This window comes from Wolbachia endosymbiont of Cruorifilaria tuberocauda (assembly GCF_013365475.1).
Lineage (GTDB): Bacteria > Pseudomonadota > Alphaproteobacteria > Rickettsiales > Anaplasmataceae > Wolbachia.
The window spans coordinates 152,875-169,232 of record NZ_CP046579.1; the positions used below are offsets into that span (position 1 = coordinate 152,875).

The following is a 16,358-nucleotide window of genomic DNA, read 5'->3' on the forward strand; positions in this document are numbered from 1 at the left end:
AAAGTTAAATTAAGATAATAAACTATGTTCAGCAAAAAAGCGAGAAATTTTGTTATTGTATTAATAATTTTTCACAAAATTTACTAATGCAGCAATATTCTCAATTGGAGTATTGGGAAGAACTCCGTGTCCAAGATTAAATATAAAAGGTAGATCTTTCAAATAATCCATTATACGTCTTGCTTCTTTGATTGCCCCTGCTTTATCATAGGCTAGAAGACTAGGGTTCAGATTTCCCTGCAAAGGAAGTTTCAAGTTTTTCTTTGCCCATTCTATTGATACACTATAATCTATGCTTATTGCAGATATGCTTGTCTGCTCACAGTAATCTTTATAAAATCTTCCAGCAAATTTTGGAAAACCTATTATTGGAAACCCAGGGAACTTACTTTTTATTGCTAAAACAATCTTCCTTGTCGGTTCGATAACGTACTTTTTAAATGGTTTCCATGACGGAAGGATGCCAGCATTGCTATCAAACAATTTTATAACATCCGCCCCAGACTCTATCTGTCTAATCAAATAAATAATCGTTGCTTCTGTTATTTGTTCTATTACTTCTTCTAAACTTGAGTGGCAAATTAGCGCTTTAGAAAAATTTTTACTGCTTCTACCTTCTATAATGTACGAAGCTACTGTCCATGGACCTCCAGCAAATCCTATAAGAGATTTTTCTTCCGGTAATTTGTTTCTCACCATTTTTATTGCATTCAGAATTGGCAAAATCTTACCTTCAACTTCGTGTAAGCCTCTCAACTCTTTGGAGCTTTCTATAGGCTTTATTACTGGCCCTTCTCCAGGTATGAAGCTTACATTATAGCCTAAAGCATCAGCTATTACCAAAATGTCTGAAAAAATTATAGCTGCATCCATATCGAATCTTGTTATTGGTTGCAATGTTATCTCTGCAATCAAATCTGTATTGTAACATACTCTCATAAAGTTGCTTACACCTTTCATTATTTCCTGATATTCAGGAAGAGATCTACCGGCCTGCCGCATTAGCCAAATAGGTGTTCTGCAACCTTTTTTGCGCTCTCTAATAACTTTTGCTATTGTAGCTTTGCTGTTAGTCACTTCTGATAAAGTTACTTATTCCATTTGTATATAGAGATTATATATAATAATAAGTTTCTCAAGAACTTGTTGTTAATTTATAGTCTGACGAAATCTTTTCTACTTGATTTGTGGATAAACATGTTAATAACTTTTACATGTTGCTATTTTTATGCATAAGTGGAGTGTTTTGATTGTTAGTAATCTTTGCTTATGGAAAACCATCATTATTGGGCTCTGTTATATAGCTATGTATATGCTAGTGAAAAATTTGTTAAAAAATTGTTAATATCTTGTATTAACACATAATTCACAGGTTGATTGAACATTATCCACATACTTATTAAGTATTTGACAGTGTTTTTCTTAACAAATCTAATATAAAAATTTTCTGCTCCTTTCATGGAATTCTGTGTCTCAAAAAAATATATAATTGAGTGCTAATGACCTGTTATGTCTTATTATATTCAACAGTTTGCTGAAGTCTTGTAACTACAATGTAATTTAGTGTAATGGCCCTTATGTAGAAATTACACACTGAACATAGAGATATGTAAATATGGTAAATATGAAAATTGGAAGGCAAGAGGTATCATATCAACCAAAACAGTAGTCTATAAAAAACTCTGACAACGCAATTGCTTTTCTTACATAAAAAGTATTATTCTCAATAGAAACAAAGACTTTTGCCTAAGAAAACTTATATAAAATATTGCTTCCGACTTTCAATGGAAGATATTTGACCTATTTATAAAAAATAAAGTCAGCAAGCTGGATATTGTACTATGTCATTATAACAAGGCTTGATATCCTAATTTCAATAGTTAGTTTCATGTAAAAACTAATGCTAAACATCGACCACAAAAATCGAACTCTTATGGTATACCTATTTAAGTGTTGAAATAAGCTAGAATATCAACACGAATTCTCTCATCAAGGGTGTAAAAGAGAGTATGAAAATAAAATTAACCATGAAAAGTGACCCACTATACTTGGTAGTTTAGTTCTTTCAATTCGTAATAAGGGGCAAGCTCATGAAGAATTAGAACATTAGTTAGCTTGCCGTTAAAAACGCAGTAAACGATAGTCTAATAACATTAGATCTTAATGATTACAAAGTAGGTTAATGTTCTTAAAATGGTATCTTATTTTTAGATGAGAAACTTGAAATGCTAAAACTTATATAATATTAATGCGCATTAAATGAGGTGCTAAAATGAATGATATAATAAGTTTAATCTGAGGAACTTATAACTCATAGATGCTTCTTTCTTCTATGAAGCAAGTAAGGTTGTTTTAGGTTAAAACTAATCCTATTTCCAGCAAGTTATTCTCACAATAGCAGTGTATCTCAGTATTATAATACTCTAATAATAAAGAAGTCATGTAGACGTTAACATCTTTTGCATTTAAATTGATATTATCTTTTTTTGTTAATTTATTTGCTAGAGATTTGCTCATTGGTTTGTGCCTATTTAAAATTTTTATAGTTAGTAATGTTTTACCTTCTGTCTGGCTTAATAAAACAGAAACTAATTCAACTTCTGCTACTACACTAGCTATGGTTAACGCCATATTCGAAATTATTTTGTTTATTTTTTCAATCAAGTCTTCCCTACCCATTATAGGGTGCTCATCTATCTCCCAAGTAAACTTTACTTTTTTTTTAATAAATAATTCTCAATGTTGGATTTCGTCTGACAGAAGTTGTAATTATCTTCTGAAGAAGAATACGCTTGCTTCATAACTTTATGTTTATTTATCAAATCATTAGAACTCTCTCTAAGCAACAACAATGCCTCCTTATATGTGATATCATCCTTGTCACATTCTTCAAACTCTTCTAAGCTAAAAATTATTCCATTCATAGAATTTGCGAAGTCATGAAGCAATCTTCCTGACAGTAACTCTGCTATCAATAATACATTTTTGATGTTTTTATTCATTAGGCAATTGTAAATAATTTAAATTACCCTATATTGTTAGTGCATTGATAGTCAATTGAGAGAGAATTTCATTGTGCTTTTTGTGGTGGTTTATTAATATAGTGTTAATAACTGTAAAATTTCCAAAATAATCATGAATACCTATTCTAAATCAGGAGTAGATCTTGAACTGTATAATAAGTTGATGAAAGAAGTCAAATTCATTGTTGAAAAAAACAAAAAAGAAGAGGTGATTAGTGAGATAGGTTCATTTTCTGCCATGTTTGATTTTGCCAAGTTAATCAAAAAATATGATCACCCTGTGCTAGTTTCCTCAACTGATGGGGTAGGCACAAAGCTACTAATAGCTCAAGAAGTAGGTAGACATGATACTGTAGGTATAGACCTAGTTGCGATGTGTGTAAATGACTTGCTCGCGCAAGGGGCGACACCTTTGTTCTTTCTTGATTATTTTGCAATAGGTATTCTGGGTAAAGATGTTTTGCTTTCTGTAGTTCAAGGTATTGTAGAGGGATGCAGGCAAGCTAAAATAGCATTAATTGGTGGGGAAACTGCAGAAATGCCTGGAATGTATGGCAATAGTCATTATGACCTTGCAGGGTTTGTAGTTGGGGTAGTTAATAAAAATAAAATTCTTCCAAATCTTAGTGCAATGAAAGCAGGAGATTATATAGTTGGATTAGAATCAAGTGGGATTCATTCAAATGGATTTTCTTTAGTACGTTGTATTTTAAAAAATTTAGGTATAAACTATAATGATTTATCTCCATGGAATAACCAGATTTGGGGAGAGGTATTGCTTAAGCCCACAAAAATATATGTTGATTCTTTGTTATCTATTATGCCCCAAATAAAAGGTATTGCACACATCACAGGTGGTAGCTTTATAGATAATATTCCACGAATTCTTCCGAAAGATTTGTTTGCAAATATAGATACTAATTCTTGGAAGTGGCCGGATATATTTTTATGGATGATAGAAGAAGGTAAGATAGGAAAGCAAGAAATGCTAAAAACATTCAATTGTGGTATTGGTGTGGTATTAATTATAGGATCTGAAAACATACAAAGTGTAAAAGATTACTTTCAAAAGTGTGGAGAAGAGATTAAAGTTATTGGGAAACTTGATGATGCATATGATTATTCATTTGAGAGGGTAGTATTTAGTTAAATTAACTTTAGTGATAACCTTTTTGCAATTTCTAAGTATGCCTCCTTTAGGTCTCCTAAGCTTAAACGAAAAACATCCTTATCTAATTTCTTATGTGTATCTATGTCCCATAGCCTACAATTGTCTGGACTGATTTCATCAGCTAAGATGAGTTTTGTACTATTACTCATTAATCTGCCAAATTCCAGTTTAATATCAATCAAGTCTATTACTACGTTAAAAAATAGGTCTATTAGGAATTTATTGATCTCTAAAGATATAATCTTAATTTCCTCTATTTCTTGGCAGGATAGCCATCCAAAATATGTTACATGATTTTCATTTACCATAGGGTCAGATAAATTGTCATCTTTATAAAAGAGCTCTATTATGGGAGGTACAAGTCTCTTACCTTCTTTTATGTTAAAGCGCTTACAAAAACTTCCTGCTGCAACATTTCTTACTACTATTTCAAGGGGTATAATTTTTAATTTTTTTACTAATTGCTCCCTCTTATTTAAGGTTTTTATAAAGTGTGTGGCAATTCCCATTTTTTTGAGTTTTCTCATGATAAAAGCACTAATAAGGTTATTTATTATTCCTTTGCCTTCAATAATTTCATGCTTTTTTTTATTAAGTGCTGTGACGTCATCTTTAAAATACTGTATAACAATTAATGGATTTTTTGTTTCAATAATGGACTTAGTTTTGCCTTCATATACTATTTGACCTGGTAGCATAAATGATTCAGCTATATTATAAACTTTATATCAATTTTTATTTAAGTTTATCATAAATTTAAAAATGCTCAATGTTACAGTATTTACTATATTTCCAGACATGTTTCCTGGATTTTTGAACTATTCTCTTGCTGGAAAGGCGTTAAAAAAGAAAATATGGAACCTTGAGATAGTAAATATACGTTTTTTTGCTGAAAATAAGCATTCAACAGTAGATGATACTCCATATGGAGGTGGAGCAGGAATGATTATGCGTCCTGATGTAATTGGCAGTGCAGTTGATAGTGTTCTTTCCGTTCATAAAGACACTAAGTTTATTTATATGACCCCTTCTGGTACAAAATTTAATCAGGGTATTGCGAAAGAATTAATAAGGTTCTCTCATATAACAATATTGTGCGGTCGATTTGAGGGTATTGACCAAAGGGTAGTAGATGAATATACTCCTTATGAATTAAGTATTGGGGATTATATACTTTCAGGTGGTGAGCCAGCAGCAATGGTGCTTCTTGATGTATGCATAAGGCTACTTCCTGGTGTAGTGAATAATTTTGATAGTCTTGCTGAGGAGAGTTTTAGCTATGCTGGCGGTATACTTGAATATCCTCAATATACTAGACCTAGGCAATGGAGGAAGCATAAGGTGCCTGAAGTTCTATTATCTGGCAATCATAAAAAGATATGTGATTGGAGAAAAAAACAGTCTCAAGTTGTAACAAAAAGATGCAGACCTGAATTATTAGATGGAGGAATAAATGAAAAATTTACTTGAATATTTCAATAAGAAACAAATGGAAATGTTAGTTAAGGAGATACCAAAATTTCGTCCTGGTGATGATTTGAAAGTTACTTTTAAAATGGCCGATAGTACAGGCGAGCGTATACAAATATTTGAGGGTGTATGTTTGTCAGAAAAGAGCCGTGGGTTACATTCTTCTTTTATAGTTAGAAAAGTGAGTCACGGAGAAAGTATAGTATCCCAATTTTTTGTTTATTCTCCTGCATTAGTTTCTGTACAAGTAACCAGGAGTGGAAAGGCTCGCAGAGCAAAACTATATTACTTATGTAAATTATTTGGAAAAGCTGCGAGGGTAAAGGGGCGTACTACTTACAATAGCAATAGGTCTAAGTAGGTATCATAGAAGTTTCAGTGTTAAACGATATATATTTAATAATGTTAATGTTGTCACTGAGATAGCAAAAAAATGTGGGTATTTAGTACAAGTAAGAGAACCTTGTTTAGGCTAGCTATAAAATGAGCATAAAGACAAAATTCCTCAAGATACTTCAATCTAGGCGTGTACATGCTCGTATAAGAAGAAAAAATAAAAGAAATAGAACACTATATTTTTGTTCTTTCGTAACACTAGTTATTTCTCTTAGCTGTCCTATATGTATATTGTTGAGTATATTAATTAACTCTTATAGTGCATTAACAATAACAAAAATTTTGTTGCCAATAGAAATAGACTCTGATTTTTCTTTAGTAGGTAATCCTAGTGATTTGAGGTATAAATCTATAAAATTACTCAATGATTCCTTACATAAAATATTTGAAGGAACTGATTTTAAAAGTAATGACGAGATTTTAAGTCGTAATTCTTACAAAGAATTAGAAACCTTTTTTCGTAGGAAAGTAAAATACAGTGGGCGGTATGAAATTTGGTTTACTGCGTCAAGTGTGATCAATTCAATAAATAAGGATAAATATTTTAATGATCATTATGCTAGATTGCTCTTTTCTCTAAAAGAGAAGAACAGGGTGGGAAAGTTCTTTAATAAGTCTTTATTTCTTAAGTCTGATTCTCGTGAACCTGAAAATGCAGGAATTTTAGGTGCATTTGTTGGCTCCTTGATGACAATTATAGTGTGCTTAGCCTTAGCATTGCCAATAGGAATTATGTCAGGTATATGCCTTCATGAATTCATGTCAAAGAATAGTATGATGACTAGCATTATAGAAGTTAGTATAAATAATCTTGCTGCAGTGCCTTCAATAATATTTGGTGTAGCAGGCTTAACTCTCTACCTTGGTATGTTTAAACTGCCACGTTCTTCACCTCTTGTTAGTGGAATGACTCTTTCATTTATGATGTTACCTAGTATCGTAATTGCAACAAAAAATGCCTTTGCAAACGTTCCCATTGCAATAAAAGATGCAGCTTTTGCTCTTGGGGCATCTCATATTAAGGTAATGTTAGATCACTCTTTGCCTATTGCACTACCAAGGGTAATACACGGTACTATGCTTGCAGTTGCAAGAGTTTTGGGTGAATCTTCCCCTTTACTTATGGTAGGTACAGTAGCGTTTATTGCTGATACACCAACATCATTTTCTGATCCAGCAACTGTTTTACCTGTACAAATATATATATGGTCAAGTAGTCCTGAAATTGCATTCATTGAACTTGCTGCTATTGCAATTATAGCTCTGTTAATAATGTTATTTGCCTTGAATTTAGTAGCAAATTTTGTAAAGAAGAAATTCGAGTTTTTTAGTTTTTGATCATGAAAGTTATTGTCTTATTTGGTTATGGGTTAAATTGTGAAAAAGAAACTGCATTTGCATTTGAAGAGTGCAGCAGAAAACTTGGTATCAGTAATGTAAAAGTAAAAATTGTTCATATTAATGAAGTCATATATAGTCCAGATGAATTGCAATCTAGTAATATACTCGCAATTCCAGGGGGTTTTTCCTATGGCGATGACACTGGGGCTGGTAATGCTTTTGCTCTACGTATTAAGAATAACTTGTTAAGTGAATTTCAGGATTTCTTATCCCAGGACAAACTTATTATTGGAATATGTAACGGTTGTCAAATACTAGTGAAGTTAATTCCAGAATTCTCTAATATTGCTTTAACATGTAATGATGTAGGTAATTATCAATGCCGTTGGATTAGAGTTAAAGTTAATCCTTATAGTAATTCTATTTGGATACGTGGTCTAGATGAATTGTATCTTCCTGTTGCTCATGGAGAGGGCAAGTTTTTCATGAGCAAGTATATTTTAGATCAGTTGGTTAAAAATGACTCTATTGCACTGCGCTACGTTGATGAAAATGGTAACTACGCTAACTTGCAGTTTCCTTTTAATCCAAATGGCTCTGTATATGATCTTGCTGCTTTGTCAGATAAAAGTGGCAAGGTATTGGCTTTGATGCCTCATCCAGAGAGAGGAATATTTTTTACTCAGCAGGATAACTGGCCGCTTAAAAAAGAAAAGTGTAAACGGTTAAAATCAGATGTACCAAAGTATGGTGACGGAATGCTTATATTTGAAAATGCATTGAAGTATTTTTATTGATTAGTTTATGAATGTCTATTAGCTGGCAATTTTAAGACTTATGCTTTACATGTTCATAAAAATGAATCTTTTCTCTTACCTTGAATGCTATAGTAGCCTGAGTTCTAGAAAATAAATGACAATTTATATGACACGGTTTGCACCTTTCATTATTATTGTAAACGTGTGGAAGTTAATATTTCTTACGGTTCTTGCAATTTTAGCAAGACTACTATTGTCTGAGTTCATAAAATTAAAGTTTGTACTTCTTTAGGTGCGACTTGTTCAAAGTGATCTGCATTATACTTCAGTGACCACTTGGAAAATTTATATATCTTCAAATATAGAGCTTTGCTTATATTCATAAACAAAGTGGTTTACTAATATTTTAGCATGATAGAAAAAAGGAATTGCTAACCACATTTGATTTATAGATAAACGTCAAAATAATTCTACTAATTACAGATTATAGGAACTATTTATATTAAACTTACTTTAATACACTAAGTTGTTTATCCACTACCAGTGGTATGCTGTCAAATCTTTTGCTCTAAGTCCATCATAGTGATGAATAAAGATAATTGTTGCTAATATATAATTTTTCAATCAATATAAAAATTAAAATCTAAAGTTTTTACTATGCTCCTTCATAAGTTATAAAGTATGACTCCTCTCTCTTGTAAGAGAGAGGAATAATATCAACTTGATTGCAAGGTAAAATTAGTACAATATAGTATAAGTAAATACTAATGAAACATATTAGAATACCTTGTAAAATTCTTTTTTTAATATGTCATCTAATTCATCCAATAAAACTTCAACTCCTAATTCTTTCATTGATGTAACACCGTAATCTTTCAGTCCACATGGAATAATACCATTGTAGTGAGAAAGATCCGGAGAAACGTTGAGTGCTACACCATGGTAGGTTACCCATTTTTTTAAACGAATGCCAAAAGCTGCTATTTTTTTTTCTACTCCATTATCGTTCACCCAAATACCTATTTTGTCTTCTTTAAATTTTCCTAATATATTAAAGTGTCTTAGAACATTTATAATCCAATTACTTAGCTCTCTAATATAGAGCCTTATGTTGCATTTATCTCTTTTTTTAAGGTTTAACATTAAGTATATAATGCGCTGTCCTGGTCCATGATATGTATACTTACCACCTCTGCTTGTTTTGTATACTGGAAACAATTCTTCAACAATTTCGTCATCTTTTGCGCTAATTCCTGCCGTGTATAATGAAGGATGCTGAATTAGCCATACCAGCTCGTCAGATAAATTGTTATAAATTTCTTGAATTTTTACTTCCATGAACTTTACAGCATATTTGTAATCAATGATGCGATCAGGTATTAACCACTCTACCATTTGATTTTTTTATTTTCTAGCTCTATATATTAATCTATCACAATTTTAATCTTTCACCAATTTTTTTTGAAAAGAATGCAAATATATGCCCCAATGTTTTCAGAAAGTGAAATATGATTATTCTTTCAACTTATAGTGAAGCTATAAAAATAGTGGCAGCTTTTTTGACGAAAAAACAGAATTGAGAAGAAAATAATGACAGAGTTACTGCTTTGTGTTTATCTGATGAGTATTCTAAAAATAGGTAATATAACCTTTGCTTTACAATGAAACGAATATTAATATAAGAAAACAGATTTTGTTGAACTAATGGAATAGTCAACCTTATATAAAACAAAAAACTGAAAACTTGCACATCTAAGTAAAATGGAGGAAATGCTACTTGCGTGGCTATAGGAAAGTCATTTGATCCTTTGCTATAACCAGTATGCTCTATGATAATAAGTTTAAATAGAATAAGAATTTTCTAAAGAAAAATATGTAAGGCTTAGTCCACTCTCTCTAAAGAAGTAATTGTGTAGCTATTTTGATAATTAAAAACAGTGTGATAAGTAGGAATCCTAATAGCTTAAGCACTAAACTTTATACTTGTAATTACTAGTAATGTATAATAAATATTCAAGATAGCAAACACAAAGTAAGCATCTACTAAACAAATTTCGGTAAGGAGGTACTTAGTATTTTCTTAATTCACTTTTTCCAAATTTCATTTATAAAGCTAAGCTTCACCAGTTACTTATCACGCAACTGATCTATGGATATAATGCTGCCATTTAATAATTTTCTAGTATATCTTTCACTATTGTATTCTTTATTGGGATCAATATTGATTTTATCAAATACTAAAACGTCTCCTAAGGTTCTATCATGGAATTCACTAATAGCAAAAAATGATACAGTGATTTGCTCTTGTTTCCCGTGAAAGCTTAACATAACGCTAAATCTGTCCTCGAAAACTTTTAAACTATAGAATTGATGTTGTAATATAATAACCATTTGAGTAGGGTACAACTTTTTTAAATAATCTGGTAGGATAACACCATTAAAACATGTAGAAAATAGTATTTCTAAATGAGGAGTAAAATCGTTACCTGATATAGTATATAAAGCCTTTTTGACAACTTGAAGCTTTGTGTAATTGAGTAATTTTTTATAATCCGCTTTATCCATATAATTTTTATACGTACAAAACTCCTGCTTTGAGGGAACTTTCTGTTACCCGGCGTTCCCTAAACCGTGCTTATGGTAATGAGATTACAGTGCTTAGTTAAGCAGCTAGTGATGTAACATTACCCTCAGCAGCAAAATTATCGTTTGCGTTTAAATTATGAACTCTTAACGGTGGTATCTAACCGAGCAAAGCTACCATCTTTACTATGCATGTCGATCCTTATTCGCCCCCATGTGAATTAAAGTATAGTGGAGGCGCCGAGTACTGCCCTCGGGTCCAATACATCTATTACAAAGTAATTTTATTGCTATAGTGTATAAAACACACTTACATTATTTAGCAACATCAAATAAATGTCAAGATATTTGACTTCGATCTGTGTTATAATCAAAATAAAATTAAGGTTTTTCGATAGAATTACTGCTTTTGTTTATTAGCGCTATCTGATTATAATAAAAATATTTCTCAAAATTTATCTTTATTTGAAGATTTTTCTGTAGATTTTAATAAAAATTCTATCCTTTTAGGTATAATGGTACATATACATGTTAAATCTCTATCGCATCTGTTTTTCACTTTTTTTGAATCTTTAACTATAGGGAAATTTTATATCTAGTATTCAAGGTTCTTGATGAGAAGAAGCTGCTCAAAATGTAGGAGACTTAACTATACTGTATACCTATATGACTGTTGAGGAGGAAAATTCATATTTTGAAAGGGTTATATGTATCAATTTCTTTGGAATCGCTCTTTTTTAATTTTTCGCTTAATAGTTTTAAAATTGGCTGTAAATCACTATTGCTTGATAAGCATAGTATTTCTTTATTGAGGTGATTAGCCAAGTAATTTTTCTTTTTTATAACTTCTTCTTCTTGTAAAAGATCACATTTATTTAATAGTATGATTTCTTCCTTCTTGATAAGATTACTACTATAAATCCTCAACTCATTGTGTACACAATTATAAGCTGAAATGACATCTTCATGAATTACATCAATTAAATGTAGCAAAATTTTACACCTTTCTATATGTTTTAAAAACTTGTGGCCAAGTCCAGTTCCAAGATGAGCATTAGAAATGATTCCAGGAATATCTGCTATCACAATTCTTCTATCATTCACCTCTGCTACACCTAAACTAGGACTAATAGTGGTGAATGGATAATCTTCTACTCTTGTATCTTTATTTGAACAACGAGTTAAAAATTTTGACTTACCTGCATTTGGCATGCCAATGATACCAACATCTGATAAAACTTTTAGCTTTAATATTACATTTCTTTTTTCACCAAGTTGTCCGTAGGTAAAATGTCTTGGTGCTTTATTAATAGAAGATTTGAAATTAGCATTTCCAAGTCCACCCTTCCCACCTTGTACTATCTTGAATTTCATATCAGGTTTATTGAAATCTACTATCACCTCCTTACTTTCTTCATCGATTACTTGTGTGCCAATTGGGACTTTAAGTATAACATCCTTTCCTGCTATGCCAGATCTGTTTTTGCCTGTACCTCTTTTCCCATCATCTGCTTTAATGTGTTTCATATAACAGAAATTAAACAATGTGCTTAGATTTGTATCACTAACAAAAATTATGTTTCCTCCTTTCCCTCCATTGCCTCCGTTTGGACCGCCAAATTCAATAAATTTCTCTCGACGAAAACTTGCACACCCATCACCACCATCTCCTGCTTTTAAATATAACTTAACTTCATCTATAAAATTCATGCTAGCCTACAATAATATTTAGCGTTTTCTCCTAATAGCCCCTCTATTCTCATTAGTTCATTGTATTTTGCAAGTCTATCAGAACGTGATAATGAGCCGGCTTTTATTTGTCCACAATTTGATGCAACTGCTATGTGAGATATTGTTGTATCTTCTGTTTCACCTGATCGATGAGAAATAATAGCTTTATAACCATTTGATTTTGCCATTTCAATGGCAGCTAATGTTTCTGTTAATGTTCCTATCTGGTTTGGCTTGATTAATACAGCATTTGCCATTTTCCCCTCTATCCCTTTACGTATTAGCTGACAGTTTGTAGCAAATAGATCATCTCCAACTAATTGGATTTTATTTCCTAGCTTTGCAGTAAGTAGTTTCCAACCTTCATGGTCGTCTTCACTCATTGCATCTTCTATAGAAATTAGAGGGTATTTTTTTATAAGGTTAAAATAATACCCAGCTAATTCACCTGAAGTAAGCTCTCTGTTTTTAAGTCTGTAAATTTTATTTCTATAAAAAGTAGATGAAGCAACATCAAGACCCAGTGTAAAGTGGTTGTGAGTTGAATAACCAGAAGATTCTATAGCGTATATGATTAAGTCAATTGCTTCCTCAGTGTCTTTAATGTTTGGAGCAAAACCACCTTCATCTCCTACATTTATGTTGTATCCATTTTTCTTAAGGAGATTGCGTAGGTTATAAAACACTTCTGCAGATATTCTGATTGCTTCACTGAAAGTATCGGCTCCGATAGGAAGAATCATGAATTCTTGAAAATCAAGATTGTTGTCTGCATGTACTCCACCATTAATTATGTTAATGAGTGGACAAGGCATAACATTTGCCTGTTCTCCTCCCAAATACCTATATAACGGTATTTTAAAGCTATTTGCTACTGCCTTTGCAACTGCAATAGATACACCTAAAGTTGTATTTGCTCCAAGTTTAGATTTGTTTTCTGTTCCATCTAGTTCAATTAAGATTTTATCAATTACACTCTGGTTTATTGCATCCAGACCAATAATTTTATTTGCTATTATTCCATTTACAGTTTGAACAGCTTTCAAAACTCCTTTACCACAATATCTTTTTTTATCTTGATCTCTCAGTTCTAAAGCTTCTAATTTGCCAATTGAAGCTCCAGAAGGTACAGATGCTATACCTGTTGCTCCATCGTAGAGTTCAATTTCTACCTCAATGGTTGGATGACCTCTACTATCTAGAATTTCCCTTGCAAATACACTATTGATTATTTTTTTCATTATATTAAACCTATACTTCTGACATAAGTGTTGCAGTTTCCCTTGCTAGTTTAGCTATATTACTGCCAGCACCAATAAATAATACTACGTCGCCTGAATTTGTCGAATTATTGATAAAGTGTGAAATGACCAAAGCATTATCTACGGTCTTTACATTGTTAAAACCATTATTCAATAGAGCACTCTGTATATTATCAATCCTGCAGCCATGGATTGGGTTATCCTCTGGAGGAGAAATAGGAGTGAGAATGATATAGTCAAACATCATGAAAGTTTGTATAAACTCATCGAAAAAATTACAGATGCGAACGTAGCGAAATATTTCTATGATTCCTATCACCTTTTCTTTAGCAATTGAACGTGCTGCTATTAAAGTTGCATGTATTTCATTTGGGTGGTGAGCGTAATCCTCAATTAACTTAACACCTTTGATACTGGCAATTAAGGAAAATCTTCTTTCTACTCCTTTAAACTCTAAAAGACCTTTTTTAATTTCTTTGTCTCTAATCCCTAGTTTTATTGCAACTGATATTGCAGCCATGGCATTACTGATTTTGTGTATTCCTATTGCATTTGATAATACCAAATTTTTTATTCTACGTTTGTTATCAACCAATACATCAAATTCAATGCTACTGACATGCTGCTTAATGTTGATGGCTCTAATGTTACCACATTCAAGCCCAAACGTCATGTGGTTGCTTGCATGATTAATGTTTACGGAATCAGGAAGAATTGCAAAGTCTGCTTTGTTTACAAATTGGGAGAACGCATTCTTAAGATTTTCAAGTGTTCCATAATAGTCTATGTGGTCGTTGTTGATACTAGTTATGACAGAAATGTTTGCAGGGATTTTTAGCATAGTTCCGTCAGATTCATCAGCTTCGATCAAAAAAATCTCACTTTCCCCGAGTTTTGAGTTACTCTGATATGAGTTTAATACTCCTCCTGCAATTACTGTTGCATCAATTCCTATGTTAGAATTACTATGGACCGTGAAATTAGAATACAAGTCCTTTTTTCTGGCTTTAGTACTATTAGGCACTCGAGCAATAGAAAGTGGTCCACTAGAGTAGTCCAAAATAGAAGCAATTATAGCAGTTGTTGTTGTTTTCCCGCTTGAGCCTGAAACTGCTATTACATATTTATTTTTCATGATTTTAGCAAGCATATCTGACCTGTGCAAAATGGTTCTGTTACTGTCTCTTGCCATAACTAGTTCTACGTTGTTAGGTTTTATTGCAGAAGAATATATGACTACTTTGGCTTGTCTGATATTATTAGCATTGTGACCAATATAGATTTCTATGCCTAACCTTCGTAATCTATCTACATTAGCATTTGATTGTACATCACTTCCCTGGACTTTATAATTAGACTTGTGAAGGATTTCTGCTATTGCACTCATTCCAGTTCCACCTATACCAATCATATATATTGCTTCTTTTTCAGTAACATTCATATTTAACGTAAGGATTTACTTATTTCTAAATCTACATATAGTTTAATTTACAGTACTTATGATGTTAAGATCTTTCATTAAATACAATGATGAAAAACCTGCTCTTACTGTGCTCGGTGTTTTTTTTGGTAAGTAGTTGTAGTTTTTACAGTAAGTATAGTAATGTTACAGGTCACTACAAAATCGGTAATAGCTATACAATAAATGGTATAACTTATCATCCAAAGCACTGTAACCATTACGAGGAAGTGGGGATAGCATCATGGTATGGAATAGAAGGTCATGATACAATTACAGCAAATGGTGAAATGTTTAACCGTCACTTAATTTCTGCAGCACATAGGACTCTGCCTCTTCCATGTTTTGTTCTTGTTACTAACTTAGAAAATGGGAAAAAACTTGTTGTGAGGGTGAATGATAGAGGACCATTTGTTGAAGGTAGGTTAATAGATTTGTCAGAAAAGGCAGCGAAAATTTTGGGATTTCATAAATCTGGACTAACGAGAGTAAAAGTTCAGTATTTAAGAAAAATGTCAGAACGATTAGTACAAAAGACACCTCATTATAAAAAACAGTATGAGAAAGAAATGCAAAAACGTCATCCGAAGCAAGAGAATGTGGAAAGTAAATGGTATATCGCGTTCTTTAAGAGTACCCAATCTGCTAAGTTAGCTGCATCAAAGCTTCGTAATCAAGGAATGGAAAATGTTAAGTTCTTTTTTAAGGATGGTAAATATTGTGTAAAAGTGAGTTATAAGTAACAGTTGCAGTAGAATTTATGATGCATAAATAGTGCGGCAGTGCCTAAGAGATAATGTTGTGAGACAAGTCTATATTTTTCATCTTATGTTTCCTCACTTATTAGAAAGTGAGCCATGGTTGAGTTGAAACAGGTATTAAAAAAAAGATGCTGGCCTTTTTGTGGCAGTTAATGTATAATATCTTATTAGGAAAATGTTATTTCAAGGTTTATTAGACATTTGAGTAGAATTAACTATTTATAGGCTTCCCTAAGCATATGCTACCTAGCTATATTTTGCAAGATTAGTAAATTGCTAAATGGTATATAGCTGGTGATTTTTTGTTGTATCTAGGGATGTCTATTATTTAAGTAGTGCTGATGTTTTGTGAAATTTTCAAGTAAATTTGAAAGATTCAATTTTTTATAACTATAAAAATGTC

The 16,358-nt window shown here is 31.9% G+C and carries 15 protein-coding genes and 1 other RNA gene; 6 read left to right on the top strand and 10 right to left on the bottom strand.

What is annotated here, in order from left to right:
* Positions 1-60: 60 nt before the first annotated feature.
* The 3 genes from hemE to GOY13_RS00560 all read right to left on the bottom strand — a co-directional run bounded on the left by hemE (position 61) and on the right by GOY13_RS00560 (position 3,002).
* Positions 61-1,077 (bottom strand): uroporphyrinogen decarboxylase, encoded by a 1,017-nt coding sequence (hemE, locus tag GOY13_RS00550; protein ID WP_175813924.1) that lies wholly within the window; start codon positions 1,075-1,077, stop codon positions 61-63.
* A gap of 1,275 nt (positions 1,078-2,352) precedes the next feature.
* On the bottom strand, positions 2,353-2,679 hold the full coding sequence (locus GOY13_RS00555; RefSeq protein ID WP_175813925.1) for a hypothetical protein: 327 nt from the start codon (positions 2,677-2,679) through the stop codon (positions 2,353-2,355).
* Positions 2,680-2,711: 32 nt separating this feature from the next.
* Complete coding sequence (locus GOY13_RS00560; protein WP_175813926.1) at positions 2,712-3,002, bottom strand: hypothetical protein; 291 nt, start codon at positions 3,000-3,002, stop codon at positions 2,712-2,714.
* A gap of 133 nt (positions 3,003-3,135) precedes the next feature.
* Here GOY13_RS00560 and purM point away from each other — a divergent pair, with 133 nt between their 5' ends.
* Positions 3,136-4,173, top strand: a complete 1,038-nt coding sequence (gene purM / locus GOY13_RS00565) for a phosphoribosylformylglycinamidine cyclo-ligase (protein ID WP_175813927.1) — start codon at positions 3,136-3,138, stop codon at positions 4,171-4,173.
* On the opposite strand, the gene purC is transcribed toward purM, so the two are convergent.
* Positions 4,170-4,892 carry a phosphoribosylaminoimidazolesuccinocarboxamide synthase gene (purC, locus tag GOY13_RS00570; protein ID WP_175813928.1) on the bottom strand — a complete coding sequence of 241 codons (723 nt, stop codon included), beginning with the start codon at positions 4,890-4,892 and terminating at the stop codon, positions 4,170-4,172. The genes purM and purC overlap by 4 nt on opposite strands.
* A gap of 64 nt (positions 4,893-4,956) precedes the next feature.
* Between purC and trmD the strand changes: the two genes are divergently transcribed.
* The 4 genes from trmD (at position 4,957) to GOY13_RS00590 (ending at position 8,198) form a co-directional block, all read left to right on the top strand.
* Positions 4,957-5,664 carry a tRNA (guanosine(37)-N1)-methyltransferase TrmD gene (gene trmD / locus GOY13_RS00575; protein ID WP_175813929.1) on the top strand — a complete coding sequence of 236 codons (708 nt, stop codon included), beginning with the start codon at positions 4,957-4,959 and terminating at the stop codon, positions 5,662-5,664.
* A complete protein-coding gene (rplS, locus tag GOY13_RS00580; protein ID WP_175813930.1) occupies positions 5,648-6,025 on the top strand; it encodes a 50S ribosomal protein L19 in 378 nt (125 codons plus the stop codon). Before trmD ends, rplS begins: the two co-directional genes overlap by 17 nt.
* 122 nt (positions 6,026-6,147) lie before the next feature.
* Positions 6,148-7,398 carry a PstA family ABC transporter permease gene (locus GOY13_RS00585; RefSeq protein ID WP_175813931.1) on the top strand — a complete coding sequence of 417 codons (1,251 nt, stop codon included), beginning with the start codon at positions 6,148-6,150 and terminating at the stop codon, positions 7,396-7,398.
* A gap of 2 nt (positions 7,399-7,400) precedes the next feature.
* On the top strand, positions 7,401-8,198 hold the full coding sequence (locus tag GOY13_RS00590; protein WP_175813932.1) for a phosphoribosylformylglycinamidine synthase subunit PurQ: 798 nt from the start codon (positions 7,401-7,403) through the stop codon (positions 8,196-8,198).
* 738 nt (positions 8,199-8,936) lie between these two features.
* Here the strand turns inward: GOY13_RS00590 and lipB are convergent.
* From lipB to GOY13_RS00620, 6 genes are all read right to left on the bottom strand, one after another.
* Positions 8,937-9,554 carry a lipoyl(octanoyl) transferase LipB gene (gene lipB, locus GOY13_RS00595; RefSeq protein ID WP_175813933.1) on the bottom strand — a complete coding sequence of 206 codons (618 nt, stop codon included), beginning with the start codon at positions 9,552-9,554 and terminating at the stop codon, positions 8,937-8,939.
* 732 nt (positions 9,555-10,286) lie between these two features.
* The gene (locus GOY13_RS00600) at positions 10,287-10,724 is read right to left on the bottom strand and encodes a ClpXP protease specificity-enhancing factor SspB (protein ID WP_175813934.1); all 438 of its coding nucleotides are present in this window, start codon (positions 10,722-10,724) and stop codon (positions 10,287-10,289) included.
* A gap of 30 nt (positions 10,725-10,754) precedes the next feature.
* Positions 10,755-11,089, bottom strand: a transfer-messenger RNA (tmRNA) gene (gene ssrA / locus GOY13_RS00605).
* A 340-nt stretch (positions 11,090-11,429) separates the two neighbouring features.
* The gene (cgtA, locus tag GOY13_RS00610) at positions 11,430-12,452 is read right to left on the bottom strand and encodes an Obg family GTPase CgtA (RefSeq protein WP_175813935.1); all 1,023 of its coding nucleotides are present in this window, start codon (positions 12,450-12,452) and stop codon (positions 11,430-11,432) included.
* Positions 12,449-13,714, bottom strand: coding sequence for a phosphopyruvate hydratase (eno, locus tag GOY13_RS00615; RefSeq protein WP_175813936.1), 1,266 nt, complete (start codon positions 13,712-13,714; stop codon positions 12,449-12,451). The genes cgtA and eno overlap by 4 nt, the downstream gene beginning before the upstream one ends.
* Positions 13,715-13,724: 10 nt before the next feature.
* Complete coding sequence (locus GOY13_RS00620; RefSeq protein ID WP_246214308.1) at positions 13,725-15,146, bottom strand: UDP-N-acetylmuramate--L-alanine ligase; 1,422 nt, start codon at positions 15,144-15,146, stop codon at positions 13,725-13,727.
* A 116-nt stretch (positions 15,147-15,262) separates the two neighbouring features.
* Between GOY13_RS00620 and GOY13_RS00625 the strand changes: the two genes are divergently transcribed.
* Positions 15,263-15,937, top strand: a complete 675-nt coding sequence (locus tag GOY13_RS00625) for a septal ring lytic transglycosylase RlpA family protein (protein WP_175813938.1) — start codon at positions 15,263-15,265, stop codon at positions 15,935-15,937.
* Positions 15,938-16,358 lie beyond the last annotated feature (421 nt).